Genomic DNA, 24391 nt, shown 5'->3' with positions numbered 1-24391 from the left:
TTGGGAGGCGTAGAATGATGGAAAAGAAAAGAACCTATATCGCAATCGATCTTAAGTCATTCTACGCATCTGTGGAATGTAAAGAGCGAAATAGAGATCCTTTGACGACTAATCTTGTGGTTGCGGATAGAAGCAGAACAGAAAAAACGATCTGTCTTGCGGTATCTCCAGCATTAAAGTGTTATGGGATACCCGGAAGGGCTCGTTTATTTGAGGTTGTTCAAAAAGTAAAAGAAGTCAATAGTGCCCGCAGGTGGAAAGCACCGAACAGAACATTTATTGGTTCTTCTGATGACAGTACAGAATTAAATATCAATTCTGCACTGGAGATTGATTATATTGTTGCACCTCCCCGGATGGCTCTCTATCTGGAATACAGCACCAGAATTTACAGCATATATCTGAAATATATTGCACCGGAAGATATTTTTCCGTATTCGATTGATGAAGTATTTATGGATGTAACGGATTATCTGCATACCTATAATATGACACCAAGAGAACTGGCGATGACTATGATACAGGATGTGCTGAAAACGACAGGTATAACGGCAACTGCTGGAATCGGAACAAATATGTATCTGTGTAAGATTGCGATGGATATCGTGGCGAAGCATATTAAAGCAGATAAAGATGGTGTACGAATTGCAGAACTGGATGAAATGTCATACCGAAGGAAACTCTGGAGCCACAGACCTCTTACTGATTTCTGGAGAGTCGGAAAGGGATATGCAAAGAAGTTGGAAGAATATGGCCTCTATACGATGGGTGATATTGCCAGATGTTCCATCGGAAAAGAGAATGAATTATATAACGAAGATTTGCTATATAAACTGTTTGGCGTTAATGCAGAGTTGCTGATCAATCATGCCTGGGGATATGAGCCCTGTACCATGAAAATGGTCAAGGCTTACAAACCGGAAACGAACAGTGTTTGTTCCGGGCAGGTACTTCATTGTCCTTATGACTTTGAAAAAGCAAAATTAGTCGTCAAAGAGATGACGGACCAGATGGTTTTGGATCTGGTGGATAAGAAGCTTGTGACGGACCAGATTGTATTGACGGTTGGTTATGATATTGAGAATCTGAATAATGCCGACAGGAAAAAGCAGTATCATGGAGAGGTTACGATTGACCGTTATGGAAGAAGAATTCCGAAACACGCACATGGAACGACCAATCTGAAACGGCAGACTTCCTCAACAAAACTGATAACGGATGCAGTAATAGAACTATATGACAGGATTGTTGACAGAAACTTGCTTATCAGAAGAATTAATATCACAGCGAACAGGCTTGTGGATGAAAGCTCTGTAGAGAGAGAAGAAGTGTATGAGCAGTTGAATCTTTTTACGGATTATGAGGCGCAAAGGAAAAAGCAGGAAGAGGAAGAGGCTGCGCTGGATCGTGAGAAACGTATGCAGGAGGCAATGCTCAGTATCAAGAAGAAATTTGGGAAAAACGCTGTACTGAAAGGAATGAATCTTCAGGAAGGTGCAACCGCCAGAGACAGAAATGAACAAATTGGCGGACATAAGGCGTAAAGGAGTTGGAAGAGGATGAAAAATAATTCTTATGAAGATATTATCAATTTGCCACATCCGGTCTCTAAGAATCATCCGCAAATGCCACTTCGGGATCGGGCAGCGCAGTTTGCTCCTTTTGCAGCCTTGACTGGGCATGATGCTGCGATAAAAGAAACAGCAAGATTAACCGATGAAAGATTGGAACTGAGCGAGGAAGTGATTGCTCAGCTGAACGAAAAAATCAACATAATCAGAAATAATATCGGTATAGAACAGAATGTATCGATAACTTATTTTGTTCCCGATGCAAAAAAAGCCGGCGGATCCTATGTTACGTACTCCGGTATTGTAAAAAAGGTAGACGAATATGAGCATACCATGATCATGACAGATCAAACGGTCATTCCAATTGAACAGATAAGCGGTATTAAATGTGAAGAGTGGTAAATGTAAAAACAGATACTCAGAAGCTCGCAGTTTTTTGGATGGCTTACCGGTGTTGGATCCGGAATGAGAATTGTCGGACCGGAAGATGTAAAGCAGCAGTATAAAGAATATCTGCAAAGTGTGCTTCGAAACTATTAGTTCTGGCAGCAGAAAAAATTATTCTGAAAAGTCAGAAAAACCCTTTTCTATTATCGTATTACATGGTATACTGAATACCGAAATGAATGATATGCAAAATAGGATTTTATGCGTCAAGTGTTCGGTGAATGGGGAGTTGTCACTGAAACGAAAAGTGCGTCTTACGGTATATTATCCGCACCCGTTGCAAACAATATAAGAGGATATCTCATATTGTGTTAGGGAATGTTTTCGACATACATTCTATCACAATTGGAGATATCCTTTTTAATTTGGTCAAAAGGATAATCTCCATTTCAAAAATACAAAGGAGGTTATTTTTTAATGGTTGACAAAGTGAAAATTGAGCAGGCAGTCCGTCTGCTTCTGGAAGGTATCGGTGAAGATATCACACGGGAAGGTCTGATTGATACTCCTGACAGGATTGCCCGCATGTGTGAAGAAATTTACGGAGGTCTTGGTCATGAAGCGGATCAGCATCTGTTAAAGCAGTTTCCTGTAGAAAATAATGAAATCGTGCTGGAAAAAGACATCACCTTTTACTCCATGTGTGAGCATCATCTGATGCCTTTTTATGGAAAAGCTCATCTTGCATACATCCCCAACGGCAAAGTTACCGGTTTAAGCAAACTGGCACGTACAGTAGAGGTTTATTCCAGAAGGCCACAGATCCAGGAACGGCTTACTGTTCAGATTGCAGATGCTTTGGAGCGTACTCTGGATCCAAAAGGAATTATGGTAATGCTGGAAGCGGAACATACCTGTATGACCATGCGCGGAATAAAAAAACCAGGAAGCAAAACAATCACTACTGTAACCCGTGGTGCGTTTACAGAAGATAAGGAACTGCAGAAAATGTTCCTTTCTATGGTAAAAGGATGAATAACAATTTTTCAGATATGGATCGTGTCAATCGGATCTGGAGGCACCCGGTTTATCAGGAACATTATAAAAAAATACAGGAACTTGAAAGTGAACGGATCTTCTGCCGTCATACCCCTGAACATTTTCTGGATGTTGCACGGTTGATGTACATTTATGCACTGGAGGAACATCTGGAGTTGCCCAAAGAGCTTATCTATGCAGCAGCACTTCTTCATGATATAGGACGTGCACAGCAATATCAGTACAACATTCCCCATGATATTGCAGGAGTAGAAATCGCACGGGAAATTCTGACAGATCTGCACTTTACAGAACAGGAAAAAGAACTGATTCTGTCTTCCATTGGACATCACCGAAAAGGAGATTCCTGCAGTACGCTGGCAGCACTTCTTTATAAAGCGGATAAGCAGTCCAGAAATTGTTTTTTATGTTCCGCTGCTTCCGAATGCTATTGGTCTGATGATAAAAAAAATATGAAAATTGAATACTGATCTTCTTCATAAGCACAAAAGAAAGGATGGGTTCTGCTCATGAAAATTGGAAACCGTTTTTTTGATACTAAGAATCATACTTACATAATGGGAATTTTGAATGTTACCCCTGATTCCTTTTCTGACGGCGGCAAATGGAATCATATGGATGAAGCTTTGAAACATACAGAGGCAATGATTGCTGATGGTGCAGATATTATTGATATCGGAGGCGAATCTACACGTCCCGGTCATACTCCTGTCAGTGCTGACGAGGAAGCACTGAGAGTTCTTCCTGTTATTGAAGCGGTCAAAAAACATTTTGACATTCCTGTTTCTGTAGATACTTTTAAGAGCAGTGTTGCTGAAAGCTCTATCCAGGCAGGAGCTGACCTGGTTAACGATATCTGGGGATTAAAATATGATCCGAAAATGGCAGCTGTGATCGCAAAATATGATGTGGCCTGTTGCCTGATGCACAACAAATCTAATACAGAATATCAAAACTTTCTCATTGATATGCTCGCCGAAACACAGGAATGTGTCAATCTTGCAAGACAGGCTGGCATTAAAGATGAAAAAATCATGCTTGATCCGGGAATTGGTTTTGGAAAAACATTTGAAATGAATCTGGAAGCAATGAATCACCTGGAGCTTTTTCAGAATCTGGGATTTCCGGTTCTCCTTGGTACATCCCGCAAATCCATGATCGGACTGGCACTGGATCTTCCTGTAGATCAGCGCGTGGAGGGGACTTTGGCTACCAGTGTAATTGGCGTAATGAAGGGATGCTCTTTTGTCCGTGTCCACGATGTTAAAGAAAACAAGCGTGTGATCCAGATGACAGAAGCAATCCTGGGACGCAGATAAATTACTGGCACAAAACAGATGGTAAATATAAATAACATACAGAAAGGATTTGCTGTTATGGATGAGACCAGATTAGACAAAATAGAAATTAAAGAGCTGGAGGTTTTTGCAAACCATGGTGTATATCCCGAGGAAAATGTTCTGGGACAGAAATTTGTTATTTCTGCCACGCTTTTTACCAGAACACGTCTGGCGGGATTAACCGATGAGTTGTCTGCTTCCATAAACTATGGCGAAGTCAGCCATATGATCACTGATTTCACCAGAAAACATACTTATAAACTTCTGGAATCTCTTGCAGAGAATCTTGCAGAAATGCTTCTTTGCTCTCTTTCCGGACTTGAAAAAATTACTCTGAAGATTGAAAAGCCCTGGGCACCGGTTGGTCTTCCTTTGAAAACCGTATCTGTGGAAATTACACGGAAATGGCATACTGCTTACATTGCTTTTGGCTCTAATATGGGTGATAAAAAGATGTATATAGACAATGGGATCCGTGGTCTGGCAGAGACAAAAGGATGCCGTATAGAGGCAATTTCCGATTATCTTATTACAGAACCTTACGGAGTTACTGATCAGGATGAATTTTTAAATGGAGTTCTGAAAATGCGGACACTTCTTACTCCTGGAGAATTGCTTGTGAGACTGCATCAGTTAGAACAGGCGGCAAACAGGGAACGTATCATCCACTGGGGACCAAGGACACTGGATCTGGATATCCTGTTTTATGATCAGGAAATTATTGATATGCCAGATCTTCATATTCCTCATATTGATCTGCACAACCGCGATTTCGTTCTTGTACCAATGAATCAGATTGCTCCGTATCTGCGACATCCTGTGTTAAATCAGACCATTTCGCAGCTTCTGGACAGCCTTCTGAACAAATCTGAAAATACTGCAAAATAAAGTGAACAGTAACCAGTAACGATATTTTGTTGAATGTTCCATTGATATTTACTTTGCCATTTTTTACAAACAGTGCTATGATATATTCAATGGAAATTCTATAAAAGAGAAAACATCTACAGGAGGGCAAAAAATTATGAAAATCAGACGCGAAGAACACATGGCAGGTGGAAATGGTCACGTAATCATCAAAGAAATCCTTGATGCAGAACAGTTGAATGGTAAATGTGGACTGTATGCACAGGTAACCCTGGAGCCGGGATGTTCACTGGGATATCATGAACATCATGGAGAAAGTGAAACCTACTATATTTTACAGGGACAGGGCGAATACAATGACAACGGTACCTATCGTCCGGTAAAAGCAGGAGATATTACATTCACACCGGACAATCATGGACATGCACTTGCAAATACAGGAAATACAGATCTGGTTTTTATGGCTCTGATCATTAAAGACTGATATAAAAAACAGCAGCACATATTTCTTATGGAAATAATGACTGCTGTTTTTATTACCAGGACAGACTGATTATAATAAAAAATAGTATAAACCAGGTATCATTTCATAATCATTCAAATGGAGAATCAAACTATGTACAGAAAAACAGCAAAGAAGTTACTGAAATTCATAGAGAAAAGCCCTACTGCATTTCAGGCAGTGACGGAGATGACCAAAAGGCTTGACAAAGAAGGCTTTGAAGAATTGAAAGAGGAGGATCACTGGAAGCTTAAAAAAGGCGGAAATTATTATGTGACCAGAAATCATTCTGCGATCATAGCTTTTTCCATTCCGCAGAAGCCTGTGTGGAAGTTTCATATTATGGCAAGCCACAGTGATTCCCCTTCCCTTAAGATTAAGGAGAATCCTGAGATAGAGGTGGAGAATGCTTATATCAAACTGAATGTGGAGCGTTACGGTGGAATGATTCTGTCTCCATGGTTTGACAGACCTCTGTCAGTGGCAGGAAGGCTGATCGTCCGTCAGGATGGAAAAATCAGAGAGAAGATGGTGGCTGTGGACAGAGATCTGCTGGTTATTCCTAATCTTGCCATTCATATGAACAGGGAAGTAAATGACGGATATAAATATAATGTGCAGAAGGATATGCTGCCTCTTTTCAGCGATAAGGAAGGAAAGGGCAGATTTATGGAAACTGTGGCTGAGGCCGCAGAAGTAAAGACAGAAGATATTCTGGGACATGATCTGTTTCTTTATGACAGAACTCCGGGTACTCTGTGGGGAGTAAATGAGGAATTTGTTTCTGCACCCAGACTGGATGATCTGCAGTGTGCATTCTCTTCTATGGAGGGATTCCTGCAGGGAAATCGTGAAGAAAGCATTTCTGTACATTGTGTGCTGGATAATGAAGAAGTGGGAAGCAGTACAAGACAGGGCGCTGCTTCTGCTTTCCTGAAGGATACTCTGATGCGGATCAATATGGGACTGGGACGTACCCAGGAGGAATATTATATGGCACTTGCAGACAGTTTTATGATTTCTGCAGATAATGCTCATGCTCTCCATCCAAACTATACGGATAAGACAGATCCGGTAAACCGTCCGGTGCTGAATGAGGGAATCGTGATCAAGTACAATGCAAACCAGAAATATTGTACAGACGGAGTGTCCGCTGCAATTTTCAAGGATATCTGTGACAGGGCAAAGGTGCCGTACCAGACCTTTGTGAACCGTTCGGATATGGCAGGCGGATCCACGCTGGGAAATATTTCCAATACCCAGGTTCCTGTGAAAACAGTGGATATCGGTCTGGCACAGCTTGCCATGCATTCTGTATATGAAACAACAGGTGCGAAAGATACAGAGAGCCTGGTTAAGGCAGCGACAGTGTTTTTTGCATAGTTTGCAGGTACACTGGCAGATAAACGTAAATATAAAAATCAGGAGATAAGAAAGTGAACAGAAAAGCAGTGTTTTTTGATGCAGACGGAACACTCTGCGATATGGAAAAGGGTGTACCCCAGAGCACAAAGGAGGCATTGAAGAAATTAAGAGAAAACGGTCATGACGCATGGCTTTGCACAGGCAGGAGCAGGGCCTTTGTTTCCCGGTATCTGGAAGAGCTTCCGTTTACCGGTATGATCAGTGCCTGCGGGGCTACCATTGAAAAGGATGGAGAACGTCTTTTTAATAAAGAGATGCCCCCGGAAGTTGCAAAAAAATCAGTGGAAATCCTGCGCAGATATGGTCTGGTCCCGGTTATGGAAGGTGCAGATTTCATGTATTATGATAAGGATGAATATAATACAGATGTGAACTGGTATACGGATCTGATCACAGAATCTTTAGGATCTAAATGGCGTCCCATCAGGGGAAATGAAGATTGTATGCGCATTAATAAGATCAGTGCCAAAATGATAAAAGGCTGTGATGCAGAAGCTGCCTGTAGGGAACTGAGTGAGTATTATGACATTATCCGTCATGAGAGTGGTTCAGGGATTGCGGGAACCACCATTGAACTTGTCCCAAAGGGCTTTAACAAGGCAGTGGGGATCTCGGCAGTGTGCAGACTCTTTGATATTCCATGGGAGGATACGATCGTGTTTGGAGACAGCAATAATGATCTCGCCATGTTTGAATATGCGGCCGTGAAGGTTGCCATGGGAAATGGTTCAGAGAAAATAAAAGCTCTGGCTGATCATATTACACAGGATATGTTCCATTATGGAATCAGAAACGGACTGGAATATCTGAAGCTAATATAAACATAAAAAGCCTGGGCTCAGATCAGTCCCAGGCTTTTGCATATATAAAGCCAGATTGTCATGGTAAAGGAGCTTAACAGAGTGGTAGTCATAACCACACCGGAAGTAAAATCGCCGTCATAATCCATGTTTTTGGCCATGATATAACAGCTTACAGTAGTGGCAGAACCAAGCATGATAATGATCGCAACCAGCATATCATGGGAAAATCCCAGAAGCACAGCCAGTGGAAGAAATACAGCTTCATATCCCACAAGCTTCAGAAAGCTACATGCGATCAGTGGTTTCGGCCTTGCGAATGCCTTGCCGAATTTCAGTGCGCCACCCATGGCCATCAGCCCAAGAGGAGTCGCTGTTTTTCCGAGATTATCTACGGCAGTATTCAGAATTGTTGGCATTGGCAGATGAAGCAGCGACCATACCATACCTGTCAGGATACCAAGGATAATAGGGTTCGTGGCGATTCCTTTCAGGGTTCGGATAAGTTTTGCGGTATCAAGTTTACCGCCGCCGGGAGCGAACAGTGACAGTGTTATAACTGCCATCACATTATAAAGCGGCACACTTCCGATGATCATAAGTGGTGCCATTCCTGCGTTTCCGTAAAGATTCTGGATAATTGCAATTCCAAGGATCGCAGCGCTGCTCCGGTAAGAAGCCTGGATAAATTCGCCCTGGATATTTCGCGGTTTCAGCAGATAGGAAAGTCCTGTGGAAATTCCGATACTGATCAGTGTGACAAAGAAGCAGAACAATACAAATTTCGTATTCCATACACTGTAGAAATCTGACTTTGCAATATCCAGAAACAAAAGCGCAGGCAGAGCTGCATTAAATACGAACTTATTCAGACGGCTGACAAAGGTGTCATCAAAGAGTCCGATCTTCCGAAAAAAGAGCCCGAGCATCAGGGTGAGAAAAATCGGGATTGTAGCATTAAGACAGAAAATAAGATTCTCCATTTTCATAAATCCTTTCAAAAAATAATTTCTGTACAAAAAGTACGGTTCATAAGGTGATTGCTATATCACAATAACACCATGATTATAAACGTTTGACAGGAATTGTCAAATTCCGATTTCTGTGTTATTCTGAAAAAAATGGTTGCTGTTCAGTATGCCTTGCAGATTGTGGGAATGATTTTTCAGACACGCTCTAAGAGCAGAGTGAACAGTAATAAAATTGCAGACAGTGGAGTGGTGGATCATGAAGTATGGAAAGATAAGGATAGAAGATGGATTTCTGGTTTTTACCAGACATATGATGATAAACAATCTTCCATGTAAAGACATTGTATGGGCATATATGCGAAAAGAGGGAGCAGATGAAGGTGATGACAGACAGCTGAGTGTAAATTATCTTGTAATTGTTACCAGACGTAAGAAGAGATACAAGTTCGATATGACAGAAAAAGAGATTCATGAGTGTATCCGCATTCTTAAGATATTAAACCCGGATATGGCAACAGGTTTCCCGAAGGGCGGCAGGATATCTCTTCATAGTCTGCCGAATACCAGAGATCTGGGTGCGATCGTTACAGCTGATGACAGACACATCCTGCCGAGGAGGCTTCTGAGAAGCGGGGAACTTTATCATATTTCAGAGAGCGATAAGAACAGACTCAGAGAAGAATACAATCTGAAGACGGTGATCGACCTGCGTTCGGCAGAAGAGAGAAAATGTAAACCGGATACTATTATAGCAGAAGTAGAATACTACCATGTACCGGTTGTGGATGAGGATGTGCAGGTTATCAGCAACAGAGAACAGTTTGTGAAAATGCTTGCAGGACTCCCGGATGATATGGAAGAATATATGATCAGACAGTACAGGAATTTATGCATGGATCAGTTGGTGTTGAAACAGTATGCGAAGTTTATCGATATTCTTTTCAGGCAGGAAAAAGGTGCTGTTTTGTGGCATTGCGGAACTGGAAAGGACCGTACAGGGATCGGGACTGCTTTTCTGCTCAGTCTGCTGGGGGTGGAGGAAGATGTGATATATGAAGACTATCTGCGCACAAACCGTTATATGGAGCCCAAACTGGTATATATGCAGAGACTTGTACAGACCTGGCCGGAGGCAGATGAGAAAATGACCGAGAAGCTTCCGATTATATATAATGTAAAAGAGGAGTATCTGGCTGCTGTTTTTGAAACAGTGAAAAAGACTTATGGTTCTATGGAAAAGTTTTTCCAGACCGTATTTTATCTGAAACCGAAAATGATCGAAGAGTTCAGAAATAAATATCTGATATAGGCAGTTAATTCGATGTTTTTACAAAAGCTGTCACAGAAAGACATTTGTTTTTGTGCGAAAAATTTATTGACAAAATCACGATTATTGATATAATGGTAACCATACGAGCTATTTATTATATTAACGTGGTGAAAATGTACACGTTGAAAGCAGGTGGGACATGCAGAAGAGAGTATTATCCCTGTTAGTAGATAATACTGCAGGTGTAACAACCAGAGTATCTGGATTATTCAGCCGCAGAGGCTATAACATCGACAGCATTACCGGAGGTGTAACAGCGGACGAGCGTTTTTCCAGAATTACCGTTGTGTGCAGCGGGGATGAACTGATTCTGGAGCAGATCACGAATCAGCTTGCCAAGCTTGTAGATGTAAGAGATATTAAGATCCTGGAGCCGGACAACAGCGTATGCCATGAATTAATGATGATCAAGGTGGCTGCGAAACCGGAGCAGAGACAGGGACTCATTTCCATAGCGGATGTTTTCCATGCGAAAGTCGCAGACGTAAGTGTGGATTCCATGATACTGGAGATGACAGGTAACCATAATAAACTGGAGGCATTTCTTGAGCTGATGGGCGATTACGAGATTCTCGAACTTGCACGTACAGGAATGACCGGTTTATCAAGAGGTTCGCAGGATGTAACCTATTTCTGATGAAAAGACCGGAAGGCTTTTCGGAATGCAGGAAATGGAAGAATATCTCAGAAACAGTACATATATAGTTTGCTAGGGGAGCATCCCTTAACGATAAATTTTTTTACGATTAGCAGGAGGAAAATAAAATGGCTAACAAGATTTTTTATCAGGAAGATTGTAATTTAAGCTTACTGGATGGTAAAAAAATTGCAATTATTGGATACGGAAGCCAGGGACATGCACATGCTCTGAACTTAAAGGATTCCGGATGTGATGTCATTATCGGTCTTTATGAAGGCAGCAAATCCTGGAAGAGAGCTGAAGAGCAGGGCTTTAAGGTATATACAGCAGCTGAAGCAGCTAAACAGGCAGATATCATCATGATTCTTATCAATGATGAATTACAGGCTAAACTTTACAAAGAATCCATCGAGCCAAACCTTGAAGAAGGCAACATGTTAATGTTTGCTCATGGTTTCAATATCCATTTCGGATGCATCAAACCACCAAAGAATGTTGATGTTACAATGATCGCTCCTAAAGCACCTGGTCACACAGTAAGAAGTGAGTATCAGGCTGGAAAAGGAACACCTTGTCTTATCGCTGTAGAGCAGGATTACACAGGAAAAGCTCAGGATCTTGCACTGGCATATGGTCTTGGAATCGGCGGAGCAAGAGCTGGTCTTCTTGAAACTACATTCCGTGTAGAGACAGAGACAGACCTCTTTGGTGAGCAGGCTGTACTTTGCGGTGGTGTTTGCGCACTTATGCAGGCTGGTTTCGAAACACTTGTTGAAGCTGGTTATGACCCAAGAAATGCATACTTTGAATGTATTCATGAAATGAAACTGATCGTAGACCTGATTTATCAGTCAGGATTCGCAGGAATGAGATATTCTATCTCCAACACTGCTGAATATGGTGATTACATCACAGGACCTAAGATCATCACAGAAGATACAAAGAAAGCTATGAAGAAAATTCTTTCTGATATCCAGGATGGTACATTTGCAAAAGACTTCTTACTTGATATGTCTGATGCAGGTGCACAGGTTCACTTCAAAGCTATGAGAAAGAAAGCTTCTGAGCATCAGTCTGAGAAAGTTGGCGAAGAAATCCGTAAACTTTACAGCTGGAATGGCGAAGACAAACTTATCAACAACTAATCTGAATATGATTAAATTAAAATCCCCTGCTGAATGGCAGGGGTTTTTTTATGTTATAGGAAATTACTCCGTAATGTTCCTATAACATAAAAAAGCCCTCCGGGCAGGATCGCACTGCGACGGAGAGGAATTATGTCGCTGAAGCGACCCGCCGCAGGCGGAGAATCCTGCAAGCAGGATTCTTTCTTGTATGTACTGACTCAATGATGGTTGTTTGTTCTGTATTATGCAATTCTTAAGATTATGCATAATATAATAAGATACAAATCAATCTCAGCGGTTTATAATTCGACAATCTGTCCTTTTTCTACGTCATATCTGCAGTACTTACCATTTCCGGAAATAAATGGCTGATATGTATCTGTCCTGTTATCTTTAAGATATACAATTCCGGTAGCGATCATCTCCACTAATGAAAAGCGTTCGCTGAGACTGGAAATCCACTTATATGTTTTGTTCTTTGATGAACTTGCCATAACCATATTGTAGGCATGTCCGTCTTCGGTGGCTTCCAGAGAAAAATATACTTTCTCTGCTTTATCAGGAGCATCAAAGACCTGACTTGTAATATAGGAAGAAAAATTGGTGCTTACAAAATTTCGGAAAGATTTTATATCATAAGTAATTCCGGATACTTCGTCTGTGATTTTATCTCCGCGTTCCAGACGTGTTTTAATAATCTTTAGTACCTCTACAGTCCAGTTGATAAAAGAGATACTACTGTAATTCATACTTTCCATCAACTGTTCGATCAGTTTGCGTGACAGGATATTGGAGCGTATTGCCTCATCATAAAGTTCTCTGTTCATGACATTTTCCCTCTTTTTTGATTATTTGTAACTATTCAGCAGTCTACTATCCCGCGAGGTGTTTTGGCATGAACATGCCAAAATCCCGAGACATACAAGTCAAAATCCCATCGCCAAAGGCGATTTTTAATGGATTTTGACTCGTAACTGTGAAGGTACTGAACAGTTACGATTATTTTATGTTTGTTATAGTGTTTCCGCACATTTCTATGTTATACTGATTATAAATCTGTTTGTTGTAAAATGCAACAAAAAACGGACGAATAAATAAAAATATTTGTGAACAGTAACGAATATATTGTTGCCTGTATTTTTGCTTCTCGGAAGGATAATGAGATATAAGGAAAATTGAGGAGGATAAAATGGAGATAGAAGAAGAGTTTATTTCGGGATTTTGCAGAACATGTAATGGAGGGCAGACTGTCTGCTGCGAATATACGATGGAAGGAGATAAAAGAACCCTCACATTTATGGATTGTGCACATGACAGATGTGTGAATTATGCTGCCTGTGAAATCTACAAACAGGCACATGAAATGGAACGATAAGAATATGTGAGGGTGTACGAAAAGCAGTGAACTGCGAAATGTATTGCTGAGAACGGAGGGGACAGTAACCCGCAAATGCTGTAATTATCGGATTAACCGGAGTTAGAATCAAACATATATGAAAAATAGGCATCTTTGAATGCAGAATAGTTATTTCTGGAAATAGGGACAGAGGAAATGCCGGTAGTGACCATAGTTCTTGTGAACTGTTTTATGTGGGACAGGTTTACAATATAGCTTCGGTGACATTTAAAGAATCCTTTTTCCGGAGTAAAGATCCCTTCACACTTTGCAAATAATTCGCGGATTTTTAAAGTAGTTCCATTTGAAAGGCAGACCAGAACCTGTTTATTCTGAGCTTCCAGATAATCTACATCATTGAGCGTAATTGAGCAGAATCCGTCTGCAGTATGTGCGACGAAAGTTTCCGCCGGAACATTATAAGTTTTAAAAAAATCATCCATAACAGAAAAAAGTTTCAGAGTATTTACTGGTTTTAAAAGATAATGAAAAGCTTTTACATCATAGGAATCCAGGGCAAATTCTCTGGAAGAAGTCAGAAAAATCACAGGAACAGTCAGTCCCATGCTGCGTATTTCTTTTGCTGTATCTATGCCATTTAATAGTGGCATGATGATGTCGAGAAAGATCAGATCTACCGGAATTGTCCGGAGAGCTGTTAACAGATCATCACCGTTGGAATATGGATACAGGGTAAGTGAAAAATCATTTTTTTCCGCCCAGTGAGTCAGAAGTGAACTTAATTCCCGGGTAAAGAGTATTTCATCATCACAAATTGCAATATTCATAATTTTTATCAAAACCTTTCTGTGAATAAATGTATGTATTGTATCCGGCAGTGAAAATCCTGTGTCAGATGATGATTCGCAGGACAAAGCAATGGTCCACGATAGAAAAATGACACTGTCCATGCAATTGTTCCACATAATAAATAATACTCCTGACACCGATTCCATGCCCGTTTCTGGTAGAAACCGGAACTCCATCTACAAATGCCGGAATTTTTTCTACGGGATTTTCCAGTTGGAACAGAATGTGATTCTTTTTCTGTGAAAGAGTAAGCCGGGCCCATTTTGAAGGTGATTCTAGCTGCTCCAGTGCATGCATGGAGTTTTCCAGCGCATTGGACAGGATTGTACAGAGGGACAGATCGGAGCATGGAAGTTCTTTTCCTGTAGAAACATTGCATATAAGAGACAATCCTCTGTCTGCGAAACGGGAATGATAAATGGAAAGCACAGAGTTCAGCATTTCATTTCCGGAATAGGCGGCGATGATCGTATCGTCATATGCAGAATTAATTTCATGGATGTATTCCTGTGCTTTATCCGGATGTCCGTTTTGCAGCTGGGTCAGAATAATACTCAGATGGTGGCGCATATCATGCCGCAGGATCGCCAGTCTCTGGCTGCTGATCTTTACCTGTTCAATTTCGTTTTGCATGGATTGAAGCTGCATTTCACGAAGATTGCTGTATTGCGTTATCTCCTGTTTATTCTCATATTCCTGAAAGTAGATGATGAGAAATACCAGGTAGGCAATGCAGAATGCAAATCCCATGAACTCAACAACTGCTTTATTTCCGGAATAAAGTAAAGTTGAAAACTTGGTGGAAGCATAATCAAAAACGTAATATACAAATGGCAGGAAACCGATGATGGAAAGCTCACGTGCATTTTTTGTAAAAATTGTTTTTGTAGATCGAAATACATATCGATAAAGAAGGACAAAAGTTAAGGTTGTTGTTAAGATCCGCACAGAATAATAACACCACTGTAATCCTGTTATTGCCAAAGCGAATAATCCGGTCCAGTTGCTTATCTGGCAACACAGATAGGCAGAAAAGACAGAAACAGCGGAAGAAATCAGAGGATACTTATAATGAACGGAGAGGAATAAAACCAATGGGAAATGTACGATCAGAGGATAGGACATATTTGCAAGAGTTTCCCCAAATAATGCCAGATCAATTACATATAACAGTCCCTGCCCTGAAAATAACAGAAACATAGTCAGGATATTTTTTCTGGTCGGTTTGATCCCAAGAAAAAATGCAGAACAGTAAATTCCAAAGAGCATGGTAGTGACACCATGAACAGCAGATAAAATCTGTTCAGACATAACAGCACCTCCGTCTGATAAGGATTAATAAAATTTATCATCAAAATGTTGTATATATATCAAGTATAAAAGATTTCAAATTTAAAGACAACCTTTTTTCCATACCATTCACACCATATAATTACTGTTCGCGTGAAAGAGAAAAAATGTTGTTGTTCTGTGTTATAATCAGTCTATAAAGGAATATCGAAAAAATTACGAGGAAGGAGATGAAAGAAAGAGCATATTTAACGATATACCGGCGCTGGATGAAAAAAGAAAAACAGAAGAAAAACAGACCTGATGGAAAAGTACCATGCAGGTCTGTTTTTATATCATTCTTTCCTGTTTTTACTTATTTACATCAATATAACTGTACAATGTATATTTGGAGATTCCGAAATAATTTGCAACCTTATCTCCGGATTTGGTAATAAGGAAAGCACCTGCATCATTTAAGAACTGAATAGCAGTAACCTTATCCTCCTTATTCATTAAAGGAACAGGTTTGCCTACCAGAGCTACAGATTCTTCGATCAGATGATCAAGAAGATCATTGACATTATGAGTGATCTCTTTGGGCTTCTCTTCCTTATTTTCCGGAGTGACAAGAGAATGAAGGGCAGATTCGATCATAGTAAGCTTGGTAATGTCATAATTGATTCCGAAAACATAATGAAGGGTACCATCGTCATCATGAATGTAGGAAGTGCTGCACTTCAGGATCTTGCCGTCTGCTGTTTTCATCAGATAACCGGTATGGTCTTCGGGGGTTGCTCCTTTTTCCTGATTGCGGATCGCATCAAAAACAGCATTGGATGGTCCGTCTCCGATATCTCTGTTTGTAACATGACCATTTACGATGTAGACGATGGAATGTTCCGGCTCCGAAGTTTTCAGATCATGGATTACTACTTCACAGTCAGGTCCGAACTGGGAAGCAAGATCAGCAGCGATTTGTTTTAACACAGTAAGTCGTCCCATTTGATTTCCTCCTATTAATATAACTTTTAAACGGATCATAACCGAATCAGGCAGGGGCTTCTATAGTCTGAGCAGTAACAGTCATTCGATTATGAGCATGTAGTAAAGCGGATAAATTTATCCGTCAAAACGTTCAGTGCAGACACATGGAAACTGCACATTTTTTATATTCTATCATAAAAAAAAGGAAATAAAAAGAGCCTAAAAAAAATAAATGTGAATACCTTAAAAAATTTGTGATTATAATCATAAATCATTGAAGTGATATAGGAATCGTGGTATATTTTAAACATGAGAATTGCGATAAGTTAGGGGTAAAATACTTTTTGTCCCTAACTTATAATAAAGAAAGGGGTGTCAGAAACAGTGAAAACTTTACTGAAGAATGGTACAGTAGTATCGGGGGATATGTCTGTTATAGAAGATGTTCTTATAGATGGAGAGAAGATTGTAAAAGTAGGCCGGAATCTGGAAGCAGAGGATGCACAGGTAGTTGATGTAAACGGTAAGCTGCTTTTTCCGGGATTTATAGACGGACATACACATTTTGACCTGGAAGTGGCAGGAACAGTGACGGCAGATGATTTTGAAACAGGAACAAGAGCTGCCATTGCAGGAGGTACAACTCTGGTGATCGATTATGCGTCTCAGGATAAAGGCGGCCATACGCTGAGGGAAGGCCTTGAGAAGTGGCATGAGAAAGCAGATGGGAAATGTTCCTGTGATTATTCTTTCCATATGTCTATTGTGGAATGGAATGAGGAAACTGAGAGAGAAATACAGGATATGATCAATGAAGGGATTACCAGTTTTAAGCTTTACATGACTTATCCGGCAATGATCGTAGATGACGGTGACCTTTATAAGATTATTAAGAAATTAAATGAATACGGATGTTTTGCAGGGGTACATTGTGAGAATGCAGGGGCAATCGATGCGTTGATCGCAGAAGCCAAAAAAGAGGGACGTCTGGGACCTGAGAATCACCCGTTGGTGCGTCCGGATATTATGGAGGCAGAGGCAGTTCACCGCCTTCTTGTGATCGCAGATGCAGCAGATGCTCCTGTAATGGTAGTACATCTTACCAACCGGAAAGCATTTGAAGAAGTGATGCGTGCCAGAATGAACGGACAAAAGGTATATGCGGAAACCTGTCCGCAGTATCTGCTTCTGGATGACAGTGTATATTCAAAACCGGATTTTGAAGGTGCCAAATACGTGTGTGCACCTCCAATCCGTAAGAAAGCAGATCAGGACTGCCTGTGGAAAGCACTGGCGAATGATCAGATCCAGACGGTTGCAACTGACCAGTGCAGCTTTACAATGGAGCAGAAAGCTCTTGGTAAAGATGATTTCACGAAGATTCCGGGAGGGCTGCCGGGAGTACAGACGAGAGGAACTCTGCTTTATACATACGGTGTACGCACAGGCAGGATCACGCAGGAACAGATGTGCCGTCTGTTAAGTGAGAATGCAGCTAAACTTTACGGAGTGTATCCCAATAAGGGCGTGATACGTGAGGGAAGTGATGCAGATATTGTTGTATTTGATCCTGAGAAGGAAAACGTTATCTCTGCAAAGACACATCTGTATCATACGGATAATAATCCATATGAGGGATTTAAGCTTCATGGAGATATTGACAGCGTATATTTAAGAGGAGCTCATGTGGTGCAGGATGGAAAAGTAATTCTGGAGAAAACAGGAAAATATATTAAACGCGGTAATAAGCAGTGAATATAAAGAATAACAAGAGGTGACAGAAAATGAAACATGAAGTAAATGCAATGGGAAAACAGTGCCCGATTCCGGTAGTGATGACAAAGAAGGTTATTGATAATGCGGCAGTCGGTGATGAGATTGAAATTCTGATCGATAATGAAACCGCAGTGAATAATCTGAGCAGACTTGCAAATAAAACAGGCTGTACGTTTGTATCTGAAAAACTGGGAGACAAAAAGTATCAGGTGAAGATGGCAGTAAAGACTGAACAGACAGGTGGTACCTTGGAAGAAGAGGAATTTGTCTGCGAAGCACCGCATAAAAAAGTGACGGTAGCGGTAATCTCCTCAAATGTTATGGGAAATGGTGATGATGAACTGGGAAAGATTTTGATCAAAGGATTTATCTATGCCCTTTCTCAGATGGAAACACATCCGGATACAATCCTTTTCTATAATGGAGGTGCAAAACTTACAACAGAAGACTCTGAAAGTCTGGAAGATCTGAAAAAGATGGAAGAAGAGGGCGTGGAAATCCTGACCTGCGGTACCTGCCTGAAGCATTATGGACTGATGGAGAAACTGATGGTTGGAAAAGTTACCGATATGTATACGATTGCAGAGCGTATGACAGGTGCAGATAAGGTGATTCGTCCGTAAGAAAATGAAGGCCATCATATCTGAGAAAAAAGACAGATATGATGGTATTTTGAACTTTTATTGCAGTTTCTGTTCTCTGATATTGTGGTATCTGGCATATCCGGTAAGAATCAGAGTCAGGGCACCATCGCCTGTTACGTTACAGGCTGTCCCAAAACTGTCCTGAAGGGCAAAGATAGTCAGCATCAGAGCTGTAGCAGAATCGCCGAATTTCAGGATACCGGTGATAATACCGAGAGATGCCATAACAGTGCCTCCCGGTACACCCGGAGCACCAATGGCAAAAATTCCAAGCAGGACACAGAAAAGAACCATGGCCCCCGGCGCAGGAACTGCACCATAAAGAATTTTGGAGATTGCCATACAGAAGAATACTTCTGTGAGGACAGAACCACAGAGATGAATATTGGCAAACAGTGGAATACCAAAATCTACCAGATCCTTTCGGAGAGGTTTTGCCCTGTGTGCGCATTGGAGGGCGACCGGCAGTGTGGCAGCAGATGACATGGTACCTATGGCTGTGAGGTAGGCGGGACCATAATGTTTCACAACTTTCAGAGGATTTTCTCTGGAATAAATTCCTGCAAGTATATATAGAAGAGCTATCCAGATAAAATGTCCAATCAGAACAATGACGATTACCTGAAGGAATACAGGAAGCTGTCTGGTGATTGTTCCTTCGTATGCCAGTGAACAGAAAGTCAGTCCGATGAAGTATGGGAGAATCGGAATAATGACTCTTGATACAATAGCCAGTATGATCTTCTGAAATTCTTCAAGAAAAGAAGAAATCAGACTGGCTTTTGTCCATGCAGATGCAAGTCCCAGCATAATGGCCAGTACAAGTGCACTCATGACAGGCATTATCTGTGGAATGGAAAGTTCAAAAACTACATCCGGCAAAGCTTTGAGATGACTGGCAGTGGAGCTGAAGGACAAATGTGGAATCAGCAGGTATCCGGATAATGCAGAGAATAAAGCAGCTCCCAGTGAGGAAGCATAAGCAATACTGACTGCAACACCTAACATTCTGGAAGCATTGTTTCCGAGTCTGGTAATAGATGGTGCGATAAATCCAATGATGATCAGCGGAACAGAAAAGCTGATCAGCTGACCAAGAATATACTTCGATGTTACAACCACATTCAGTACTGCAGTCGTAATGGCAGATTCATCTATTATATTAAGAAGAAGTCCGATACAGATTCCAAAAGCCACGCCGACAAGCAGTCTGAAGGGCAGACTGTGTAGAAAAAAGTTTTTTTTCATAATAATCCCCCTTTTTCTGTCAATTATAATATATAATGATGTCATGGTCAAAAGGTATTTTATATCGAAACAGGAGAGAGTTATGTACAGAAAAATTTATCAAATTTTGGAAGAAACAGGAAAAGTAAAAACAGCAATGGTTTTAAACGGGAATCATAAGGGCGAAAAATGTCTGATAAAAGAAAACCATTGTTTATCATCCGATGAAAATACAGCAGATTTCTGGAAAAAATATGAAGCTGATCTGGCGGAGTGCCAGGAGACAAAAGTTGTTCATATGGGAGATGTAGATTTCTTTGTGGAAATTTATGTGAAAAATCCGCAGCTTATCATTTTTGGAGGCGGACATGTTTCGCAGCCTGTTGCAAAAATCGGAAAAATGTTGGGATTTCATGTGACTGTTATGGATGACAGAGAAGATTTTGTGACTTCAGAGAGATTTCCGGATGCCGATCGGCTGATCAAAGGCAGCTATGATGAGCTTTCAGACAAAATACCGGCCTATGAAAATGCTTATTATGTGATCGTGACAAGAGGTCATCTCGGAGACAGTGCCTGTGCCAGACAGATCCTGAGACGCCCTTATACTTATCTGGGAATGATCGGCAGTAAAAATAAGGTAAAACTGACCAGACAAAAATTACTCGAAGAAGGTTTCAGCGAAGAACAGCTCAACAGTATCCATGCACCGATTGGATTGCCGATCGGAGGACATATGCCGGCAGAGATTGCTGTAAGTATTGCTGCGGAGATCGTTCAGGAAAAGAACAGGTATGATGTTTCTTATATTGATGGAGCTGTGGAGGATGCTGTCAGGAAAAAAGAAAATGGAATTATGATCACGATCATATCCAAGAGTGGTTCTTCTCCAAGAGGGACAGGAAGTAAAATGTTTATTGATAAAGACGGGAATTCATATGGAAGCATCGGAGGCGGAAATGTAGAATTTCAGGCTTTGAAATATGCACCAGAAGCGCAGCATGGAGAAATCAGAAAATATAATCTGTCTAATCAGGGTGGTGCGAATCTGGGAATGATCTGTGGCGGCGAAGTGGAAGTCCTTTATGAATTGTTGTAGATAAACACAGAACCTACAGCGTTACTGAGAACGGAGTGAACAGTAACCCTGCAGCAATTCCGCGCAAATGGAAGAAAGCAGACAAAGCAGGACAAAACGCATACTTGAATTATCTGTAAGAATCGTGTATATTAATACATAAAGCGAACACAGAAAACACGAGGGGACAGAGCGTGTTTGATAAAGGAGGAAACTACTTATGAAGAAATCACTTTGGCTGGTTCTTGTACTGGGACTTGCATTTGCTGCTCAGGGATGCGGATTTGATCCTACTATTGATTCCAGCGTTATGATCGTTAAAGTAACACCAACACCGGAAGTCACACCTACTCCTGAGGCTTCAGAGGCAACACCAACACCGGAAGCAACACCAACGCCGGCAGCAGAGCAGACAGCCAGTGGTGTAAAAGTAGAAGTGAAATCCGATACCTATTATGCGTCATCAGAATTAAATCTTCGTTCTGATGCAAGTGCAGATGCAGATCTGATTTCAAGTGTGGCAGCCGGAACTCAGCTGAACAGTACAGGTGTATGCGAGAATGGATGGATTCGTGTGGATTATAATGGACAGACCTGTTATGCAAGCGGAGATTTTGTGACAACAACAGCTCCGGCAGCAGACGCAGGTGAGACTGCAGCAGATACATCAGCAGATACATCAGCAGATACGTCTTATGATGAAAGTGCAGAATAATCTGATGATATAAAAATTTGTATCAGTCCTCTTTGAATATATTTCTATGAGAGGTACAATAAAGGCTTTTTTGGAAAAATGTTGACAGAAATGTATAAGTAAAAGCAGAAGCTGCAGGGGATAATGACCTGTCAGCTTCTGCTTTTTTTGTCTGAAAAATACGATAGAAATCTTTTTCGGTGTGTTGTTTATGAGGATTGCTATAATACTGTAGAATGTTACTGTGGATAAATAAGTCTGTCCGGCTTGATATCATAAAGAACTTCATCCAGAAATTTTCCTGCCAGATATTTTGCCATAGGCAGATTCATATCCAGATAATTTCCGCAGTCTTTTGCAGATGCTCCCGGAACTTCACCTTCAAAATCACGTATAAATTCAAAAGTCTCGATCATAAGCGGAACGATATCCTTGGACTCATAATCTCCATTTAAAAGAAGATAATTGCCTGTACGGCATCCCATCGGTCCCCAGTAGATCATTTTAGAGCCGAACTCTTTATGATTTCTCAGGAATGTTGCTGCCAGATGCTCGATCGTGTGAAGCTCAGCGGTATTCATCACAGGTTCTTCGTTAGGAGAAGTCATACGGATATCGAAGGTAGTGATAATACTGCCGCCAACCGGATCCTTACGTGAAACATAAATTCCAGGCTGTAATTTGATATGGTCAATGGTAAAACTTGTTATTTTTTCCATTTTGGATTCCTCGCTTTCTTTTGCAGATATATTCTGACTGTTCATCAGTCTGTTGTTCCGGTTTCACTGCAAAAAGGGAAGGTACAGAACTGAACAGCCATATACATTTTAACAGGCAATCAGAAAGAAGTAAACACAGGAAACATTCACAATCTGAACATTTTGTGAAAAGAGTTGTTTTTTTTCTGAGATAGGTTATAATCAGATTGTTGTAAATGATTTCGGAGGTAAAGGAAAATGAAAAGAAAATTACTGGCAGCACTTTGTGTTACAGCTATGTCAGCAGGTTTACTGGCAGGATGTGGCAGCAGTGATAAAACAGAAGAGAGTACAAAAACAGAGGAAACAGCGAAAGAGGAGACTTCTTCTCAGGAAGAGACGGAGACAAAAGCTGCTTCTTCTGACAGTGATAATGTAGCAAGTGAAGAAGAGGCAGAAAAAGCCGGATTTTCTGATGGTTCTGATGAAAAGAGTGATTCTGCTGATACAGATTCTGAAAATAAAGATTCTTCAGACAGCAGTACAACCAGTGTGCTTTTGGATACTTCCAAAGAACTGACAGGAATTCATCACGCAGAGATTGAAGTAAAGGATTACGGTACGATTGATGTGGAACTGGATGCAGATACAGCACCGATCACAGTGACAAATTTCGTGAAACTTGCACAGGAAGGTTTTTATGACGGACTGACATTCCACCGTATCATGGATGGATTCATGATCCAGGGTGGTGATCCCAACGGAGACGGAACAGGTGGATCTGAAGAGAATATTAAGGGTGAGTTCAGCAACAATGGAGTAGACAATGATATTTCCCACACAAGAGGGACTATTTCCATGGCAAGAGCCAGTGATCCGGACAGCGCAAGCTCGCAGTTCTTTATTGTTCAGGCAGACAGTACATTTCTGGACGGAGATTATGCAGGATTTGGCCATGTGACAGAAGGCATGGATATTGTTGATAAGATCTGCGAGGATGCAAAACCGACAGACGACAATGGAACAATCCCGTCAGATCAGCAGCCGGTTATTGAGAAGATTACCATTACAGATTAAGTAAAACAGAAATCGAAGTATAAGTGCCCGGAGAACAAACAAAAATTGAAGAAAAGGCATAACAAGAAGCAGCAGGAGAGATATGAAAAATCTTTTCTGCTGCTTTTTGGAACAGATACAGTTAATTTTTAATTATCAGCACTGGTATCGGTGGGTTATTGGGGCGATTATAATATTCGCTTTTGATTACCAGATATTGATGGGGATCAAGGTTTTTCAGCCAGTCAAGGATCTGATCCCGCTCTTCAAATCCGGAATCGCCGCCACTGTAGATGCAAAGAGAAATCATTCCGCCTTTTTTCAGAAGGGTTAAAGCCTGGGTCAATGCCTGAATGCTGGTTTTACCTCTGGTTGCAAGTGAATGATCTCCACCGGGAAGATAACCAAAATTAAATACAATGCAGCTTACACTGTCTGGTGTGGCATATTCTGCCATATTTGCGTGAGATTCCAGAAGCAGTCTGTAATTTTCCGGAACATGTCCGGCGTTCAGTCTCTTTTGGGTTGCAGTCAGTGCCTGCTCCTGAATATCAAAGGCAAGAACCTTTCCTGATTCTCCGCATAGCTGCGAAAGCAGAAGCGTATCATTTCCGTTTCCCATTGTAGCATCAATACAGAAGTCTCCTTCCTGTACCTGCTGTCTGATAAAAGCTGCGCACCATTGTGTGATCTGATAGTTCTTCATATATTCCTATATTCCTCCACAAAGTCATACA

Annotated in this window: 26 protein-coding genes and 1 riboswitch; of the genes, 18 read left to right on the top strand and 8 right to left on the bottom strand. The window is 41.0% G+C overall.

What is annotated here, in order from left to right; all coding sequences use genetic code 11:
• Positions 1-17: 17 nt before the first annotated feature.
• The 9 genes from I4V44_RS04960 (at position 18) to I4V44_RS04920 (ending at position 7972) form a co-directional block, all read left to right on the top strand.
• Positions 18-1544 carry a Y-family DNA polymerase gene (locus I4V44_RS04960; RefSeq protein ID WP_196002441.1) on the top strand — a complete coding sequence of 509 codons (1527 nt, stop codon included), beginning with the start codon at positions 18-20 and terminating at the stop codon, positions 1542-1544.
• A gap of 15 nt (positions 1545-1559) precedes the next feature.
• Entirely contained in the window at positions 1560-1973 is a 414-nt protein-coding gene (locus I4V44_RS04955) for a hypothetical protein (protein WP_196002427.1), read from the top strand.
• Positions 1974-2203: 230 nt separating this feature from the next.
• A riboswitch (THF riboswitch) is annotated at positions 2204-2300 on the top strand.
• A gap of 135 nt (positions 2301-2435) precedes the next feature.
• Positions 2436-2993 carry a GTP cyclohydrolase I FolE gene (gene folE, locus I4V44_RS04950; protein ID WP_008704861.1) on the top strand — a complete coding sequence of 186 codons (558 nt, stop codon included), beginning with the start codon at positions 2436-2438 and terminating at the stop codon, positions 2991-2993.
• Positions 2990-3487: an HD domain-containing protein gene (locus I4V44_RS04945; RefSeq protein WP_008704860.1), complete on the top strand. Its 498-nt coding sequence runs from the start codon at positions 2990-2992 to the stop codon at positions 3485-3487. Before folE ends, I4V44_RS04945 begins: the two co-directional genes overlap by 4 nt.
• Before the next feature lie 39 nt (positions 3488-3526).
• Entirely contained in the window at positions 3527-4336 is an 810-nt protein-coding gene (folP, locus tag I4V44_RS04940) for a dihydropteroate synthase (RefSeq protein ID WP_020993717.1), read from the top strand.
• A 57-nt stretch (positions 4337-4393) separates the two neighbouring features.
• The gene (gene folK / locus I4V44_RS04935; protein ID WP_008704856.1) at positions 4394-5245 is read left to right on the top strand and encodes a 2-amino-4-hydroxy-6-hydroxymethyldihydropteridine diphosphokinase; all 852 of its coding nucleotides are present in this window, start codon (positions 4394-4396) and stop codon (positions 5243-5245) included.
• Positions 5246-5381: 136 nt separating this feature from the next.
• Positions 5382-5708: a cupin domain-containing protein gene (locus tag I4V44_RS04930; RefSeq protein ID WP_008704853.1), complete on the top strand. Its 327-nt coding sequence runs from the start codon at positions 5382-5384 to the stop codon at positions 5706-5708.
• Positions 5709-5840: 132 nt separating this feature from the next.
• A complete protein-coding gene (locus I4V44_RS04925; RefSeq protein WP_020993718.1) occupies positions 5841-7109 on the top strand; it encodes a M18 family aminopeptidase in 1269 nt (422 codons plus the stop codon).
• Between the two features lie 53 nt (positions 7110-7162).
• Entirely contained in the window at positions 7163-7972 is an 810-nt protein-coding gene (locus tag I4V44_RS04920; protein WP_008704849.1) for an HAD family hydrolase, read from the top strand.
• Between the two features lie 17 nt (positions 7973-7989).
• On the opposite strand, the gene I4V44_RS04915 is transcribed toward I4V44_RS04920, so the two are convergent.
• Positions 7990-8934: an AEC family transporter gene (locus I4V44_RS04915; RefSeq protein ID WP_020993719.1), complete on the bottom strand. Its 945-nt coding sequence runs from the start codon at positions 8932-8934 to the stop codon at positions 7990-7992.
• A gap of 244 nt (positions 8935-9178) precedes the next feature.
• On the opposite strand from I4V44_RS04915, the gene I4V44_RS04910 reads away from it, so the two are divergent.
• The 3 genes from I4V44_RS04910 (at position 9179) to ilvC (ending at position 12037) form a co-directional block, all read left to right on the top strand.
• Positions 9179-10231: a tyrosine-protein phosphatase gene (locus tag I4V44_RS04910; RefSeq protein ID WP_020993720.1), complete on the top strand. Its 1053-nt coding sequence runs from the start codon at positions 9179-9181 to the stop codon at positions 10229-10231.
• Between the two features lie 160 nt (positions 10232-10391).
• On the top strand, positions 10392-10889 hold the full coding sequence (gene ilvN, locus I4V44_RS04905) for an acetolactate synthase small subunit (RefSeq protein ID WP_008704845.1): 498 nt from the start codon (positions 10392-10394) through the stop codon (positions 10887-10889).
• A 128-nt stretch (positions 10890-11017) separates the two neighbouring features.
• Positions 11018-12037 (top strand): ketol-acid reductoisomerase, encoded by a 1020-nt coding sequence (gene ilvC / locus I4V44_RS04900; RefSeq protein WP_008704844.1) that lies wholly within the window; start codon positions 11018-11020, stop codon positions 12035-12037.
• 281 nt (positions 12038-12318) lie between these two features.
• On the opposite strand, the gene I4V44_RS04895 is transcribed toward ilvC, so the two are convergent.
• Positions 12319-12846 (bottom strand): hypothetical protein, encoded by a 528-nt coding sequence (locus tag I4V44_RS04895; protein ID WP_055060048.1) that lies wholly within the window; start codon positions 12844-12846, stop codon positions 12319-12321.
• Positions 12847-13208: 362 nt separating this feature from the next.
• Between I4V44_RS04895 and I4V44_RS04890 the strand changes: the two genes are divergently transcribed.
• Positions 13209-13394: a hypothetical protein gene (locus I4V44_RS04890; protein ID WP_008704840.1), complete on the top strand. Its 186-nt coding sequence runs from the start codon at positions 13209-13211 to the stop codon at positions 13392-13394.
• A 92-nt stretch (positions 13395-13486) separates the two neighbouring features.
• Here I4V44_RS04890 and I4V44_RS04885 read toward each other — a convergent pair whose 3' ends face one another.
• From I4V44_RS04885 to I4V44_RS04875, 3 genes are all read right to left on the bottom strand, one after another.
• Entirely contained in the window at positions 13487-14203 is a 717-nt protein-coding gene (locus I4V44_RS04885) for a LytR/AlgR family response regulator transcription factor (RefSeq protein ID WP_196002426.1), read from the bottom strand.
• A 64-nt stretch (positions 14204-14267) separates the two neighbouring features.
• Positions 14268-15536: a sensor histidine kinase gene (locus I4V44_RS04880; protein ID WP_196002425.1), complete on the bottom strand. Its 1269-nt coding sequence runs from the start codon at positions 15534-15536 to the stop codon at positions 14268-14270.
• A 330-nt stretch (positions 15537-15866) separates the two neighbouring features.
• Positions 15867-16499 carry a helix-turn-helix transcriptional regulator gene (locus I4V44_RS04875; RefSeq protein WP_020993722.1) on the bottom strand — a complete coding sequence of 211 codons (633 nt, stop codon included), beginning with the start codon at positions 16497-16499 and terminating at the stop codon, positions 15867-15869.
• 366 nt (positions 16500-16865) lie between these two features.
• Here I4V44_RS04875 and hydA point away from each other — a divergent pair, with 366 nt between their 5' ends.
• On the top strand, positions 16866-18236 hold the full coding sequence (hydA, locus tag I4V44_RS04870; protein ID WP_196002424.1) for a dihydropyrimidinase: 1371 nt from the start codon (positions 16866-16868) through the stop codon (positions 18234-18236).
• 29 nt (positions 18237-18265) lie between these two features.
• On the top strand, positions 18266-18880 hold the full coding sequence (gene yedF / locus I4V44_RS04865) for a sulfurtransferase-like selenium metabolism protein YedF (protein ID WP_022381449.1): 615 nt from the start codon (positions 18266-18268) through the stop codon (positions 18878-18880).
• Between the two features lie 57 nt (positions 18881-18937).
• Here the strand turns inward: yedF and I4V44_RS04860 are convergent, their stop codons facing one another.
• Positions 18938-20149, bottom strand: a complete 1212-nt coding sequence (locus I4V44_RS04860; protein WP_022381450.1) for a dicarboxylate/amino acid:cation symporter — start codon at positions 20147-20149, stop codon at positions 18938-18940.
• An 82-nt stretch (positions 20150-20231) separates the two neighbouring features.
• Here I4V44_RS04860 and I4V44_RS04855 point away from each other — a divergent pair, with 82 nt between their 5' ends.
• Positions 20232-21227: an XdhC family protein gene (locus I4V44_RS04855; protein WP_055152936.1), complete on the top strand. Its 996-nt coding sequence runs from the start codon at positions 20232-20234 to the stop codon at positions 21225-21227.
• Positions 21228-21426: 199 nt separating this feature from the next.
• On the top strand, positions 21427-21921 hold the full coding sequence (locus I4V44_RS04850) for an SH3 domain-containing protein (RefSeq protein WP_118633465.1): 495 nt from the start codon (positions 21427-21429) through the stop codon (positions 21919-21921).
• Positions 21922-22139: 218 nt separating this feature from the next.
• On the opposite strand, the gene I4V44_RS04845 is transcribed toward I4V44_RS04850, so the two are convergent.
• The gene (locus I4V44_RS04845; RefSeq protein WP_055152940.1) at positions 22140-22619 is read right to left on the bottom strand and encodes an S-ribosylhomocysteine lyase; all 480 of its coding nucleotides are present in this window, start codon (positions 22617-22619) and stop codon (positions 22140-22142) included.
• A gap of 237 nt (positions 22620-22856) precedes the next feature.
• Here I4V44_RS04845 and I4V44_RS04840 point away from each other — a divergent pair, with 237 nt between their 5' ends.
• Positions 22857-23675 carry a peptidylprolyl isomerase gene (locus I4V44_RS04840; protein ID WP_020993724.1) on the top strand — a complete coding sequence of 273 codons (819 nt, stop codon included), beginning with the start codon at positions 22857-22859 and terminating at the stop codon, positions 23673-23675.
• Between the two features lie 121 nt (positions 23676-23796).
• On the opposite strand, the gene I4V44_RS04835 is transcribed toward I4V44_RS04840, so the two are convergent.
• The gene (locus tag I4V44_RS04835) at positions 23797-24360 is read right to left on the bottom strand and encodes a class I SAM-dependent methyltransferase (protein WP_008704818.1); all 564 of its coding nucleotides are present in this window, start codon (positions 24358-24360) and stop codon (positions 23797-23799) included.
• Positions 24361-24391: the final 31 nt, after the last annotated feature.

This window comes from Blautia sp. 1001283B150304_161114_C9 (assembly GCF_015668165.1).
GTDB lineage: Bacteria > Bacillota > Clostridia > Lachnospirales > Lachnospiraceae > Blautia_A > Blautia_A wexlerae.
The sequence above is the reverse complement of the archived record's forward strand: the minus strand, read 5'-3'. Positions and strand labels throughout refer to the sequence as shown.

Coding starts and splice junctions, on each gene's coding strand:
- I4V44_RS04960 (WP_196002441.1), top strand. CDS start 18: ATGGAAAAGAAAAGAACCTATATCGCAATCGATCTTAAGTCATTCTAC.
- I4V44_RS04955 (WP_196002427.1), top strand. CDS start 1,560: ATGAAAAATAATTCTTATGAAGATATTATCAATTTGCCACATCCGGTC.
- folE (WP_008704861.1), top strand. CDS start 2,436: ATGGTTGACAAAGTGAAAATTGAGCAGGCAGTCCGTCTGCTTCTGGAA.
- I4V44_RS04945 (WP_008704860.1), top strand. CDS start 2,990: ATGAATAACAATTTTTCAGATATGGATCGTGTCAATCGGATCTGGAGG.
- folP (WP_020993717.1), top strand. CDS start 3,527: ATGAAAATTGGAAACCGTTTTTTTGATACTAAGAATCATACTTACATA.
- folK (WP_008704856.1), top strand. CDS start 4,394: ATGGATGAGACCAGATTAGACAAAATAGAAATTAAAGAGCTGGAGGTT.
- I4V44_RS04930 (WP_008704853.1), top strand. CDS start 5,382: ATGAAAATCAGACGCGAAGAACACATGGCAGGTGGAAATGGTCACGTA.
- I4V44_RS04925 (WP_020993718.1), top strand. CDS start 5,841: ATGTACAGAAAAACAGCAAAGAAGTTACTGAAATTCATAGAGAAAAGC.
- I4V44_RS04915 (WP_020993719.1), bottom strand. CDS start 8,934: ATGGAGAATCTTATTTTCTGTCTTAATGCTACAATCCCGATTTTTCTC.
- I4V44_RS04910 (WP_020993720.1), top strand. CDS start 9,179: ATGAAGTATGGAAAGATAAGGATAGAAGATGGATTTCTGGTTTTTACC.
- ilvN (WP_008704845.1), top strand. CDS start 10,392: ATGCAGAAGAGAGTATTATCCCTGTTAGTAGATAATACTGCAGGTGTA.
- ilvC (WP_008704844.1), top strand. CDS start 11,018: ATGGCTAACAAGATTTTTTATCAGGAAGATTGTAATTTAAGCTTACTG.
- I4V44_RS04895 (WP_055060048.1), bottom strand. CDS start 12,846: ATGAACAGAGAACTTTATGATGAGGCAATACGCTCCAATATCCTGTCA.
- I4V44_RS04890 (WP_008704840.1), top strand. CDS start 13,209: ATGGAGATAGAAGAAGAGTTTATTTCGGGATTTTGCAGAACATGTAAT.
- I4V44_RS04885 (WP_196002426.1), bottom strand. CDS start 14,203: ATGAATATTGCAATTTGTGATGATGAAATACTCTTTACCCGGGAATTA.
- I4V44_RS04880 (WP_196002425.1), bottom strand. CDS start 15,536: ATGTCTGAACAGATTTTATCTGCTGTTCATGGTGTCACTACCATGCTC.
- I4V44_RS04875 (WP_020993722.1), bottom strand. CDS start 16,499: ATGGGACGACTTACTGTGTTAAAACAAATCGCTGCTGATCTTGCTTCC.
- yedF (WP_022381449.1), top strand. CDS start 18,266: ATGAAACATGAAGTAAATGCAATGGGAAAACAGTGCCCGATTCCGGTA.
- I4V44_RS04860 (WP_022381450.1), bottom strand. CDS start 20,149: ATGAAAAAAAACTTTTTTCTACACAGTCTGCCCTTCAGACTGCTTGTC.
- I4V44_RS04855 (WP_055152936.1), top strand. CDS start 20,232: ATGTACAGAAAAATTTATCAAATTTTGGAAGAAACAGGAAAAGTAAAA.
- I4V44_RS04850 (WP_118633465.1), top strand. CDS start 21,427: ATGAAGAAATCACTTTGGCTGGTTCTTGTACTGGGACTTGCATTTGCT.
- I4V44_RS04845 (WP_055152940.1), bottom strand. CDS start 22,619: ATGGAAAAAATAACAAGTTTTACCATTGACCATATCAAATTACAGCCT.
- I4V44_RS04840 (WP_020993724.1), top strand. CDS start 22,857: ATGAAAAGAAAATTACTGGCAGCACTTTGTGTTACAGCTATGTCAGCA.
- I4V44_RS04835 (WP_008704818.1), bottom strand. CDS start 24,360: ATGAAGAACTATCAGATCACACAATGGTGCGCAGCTTTTATCAGACAG.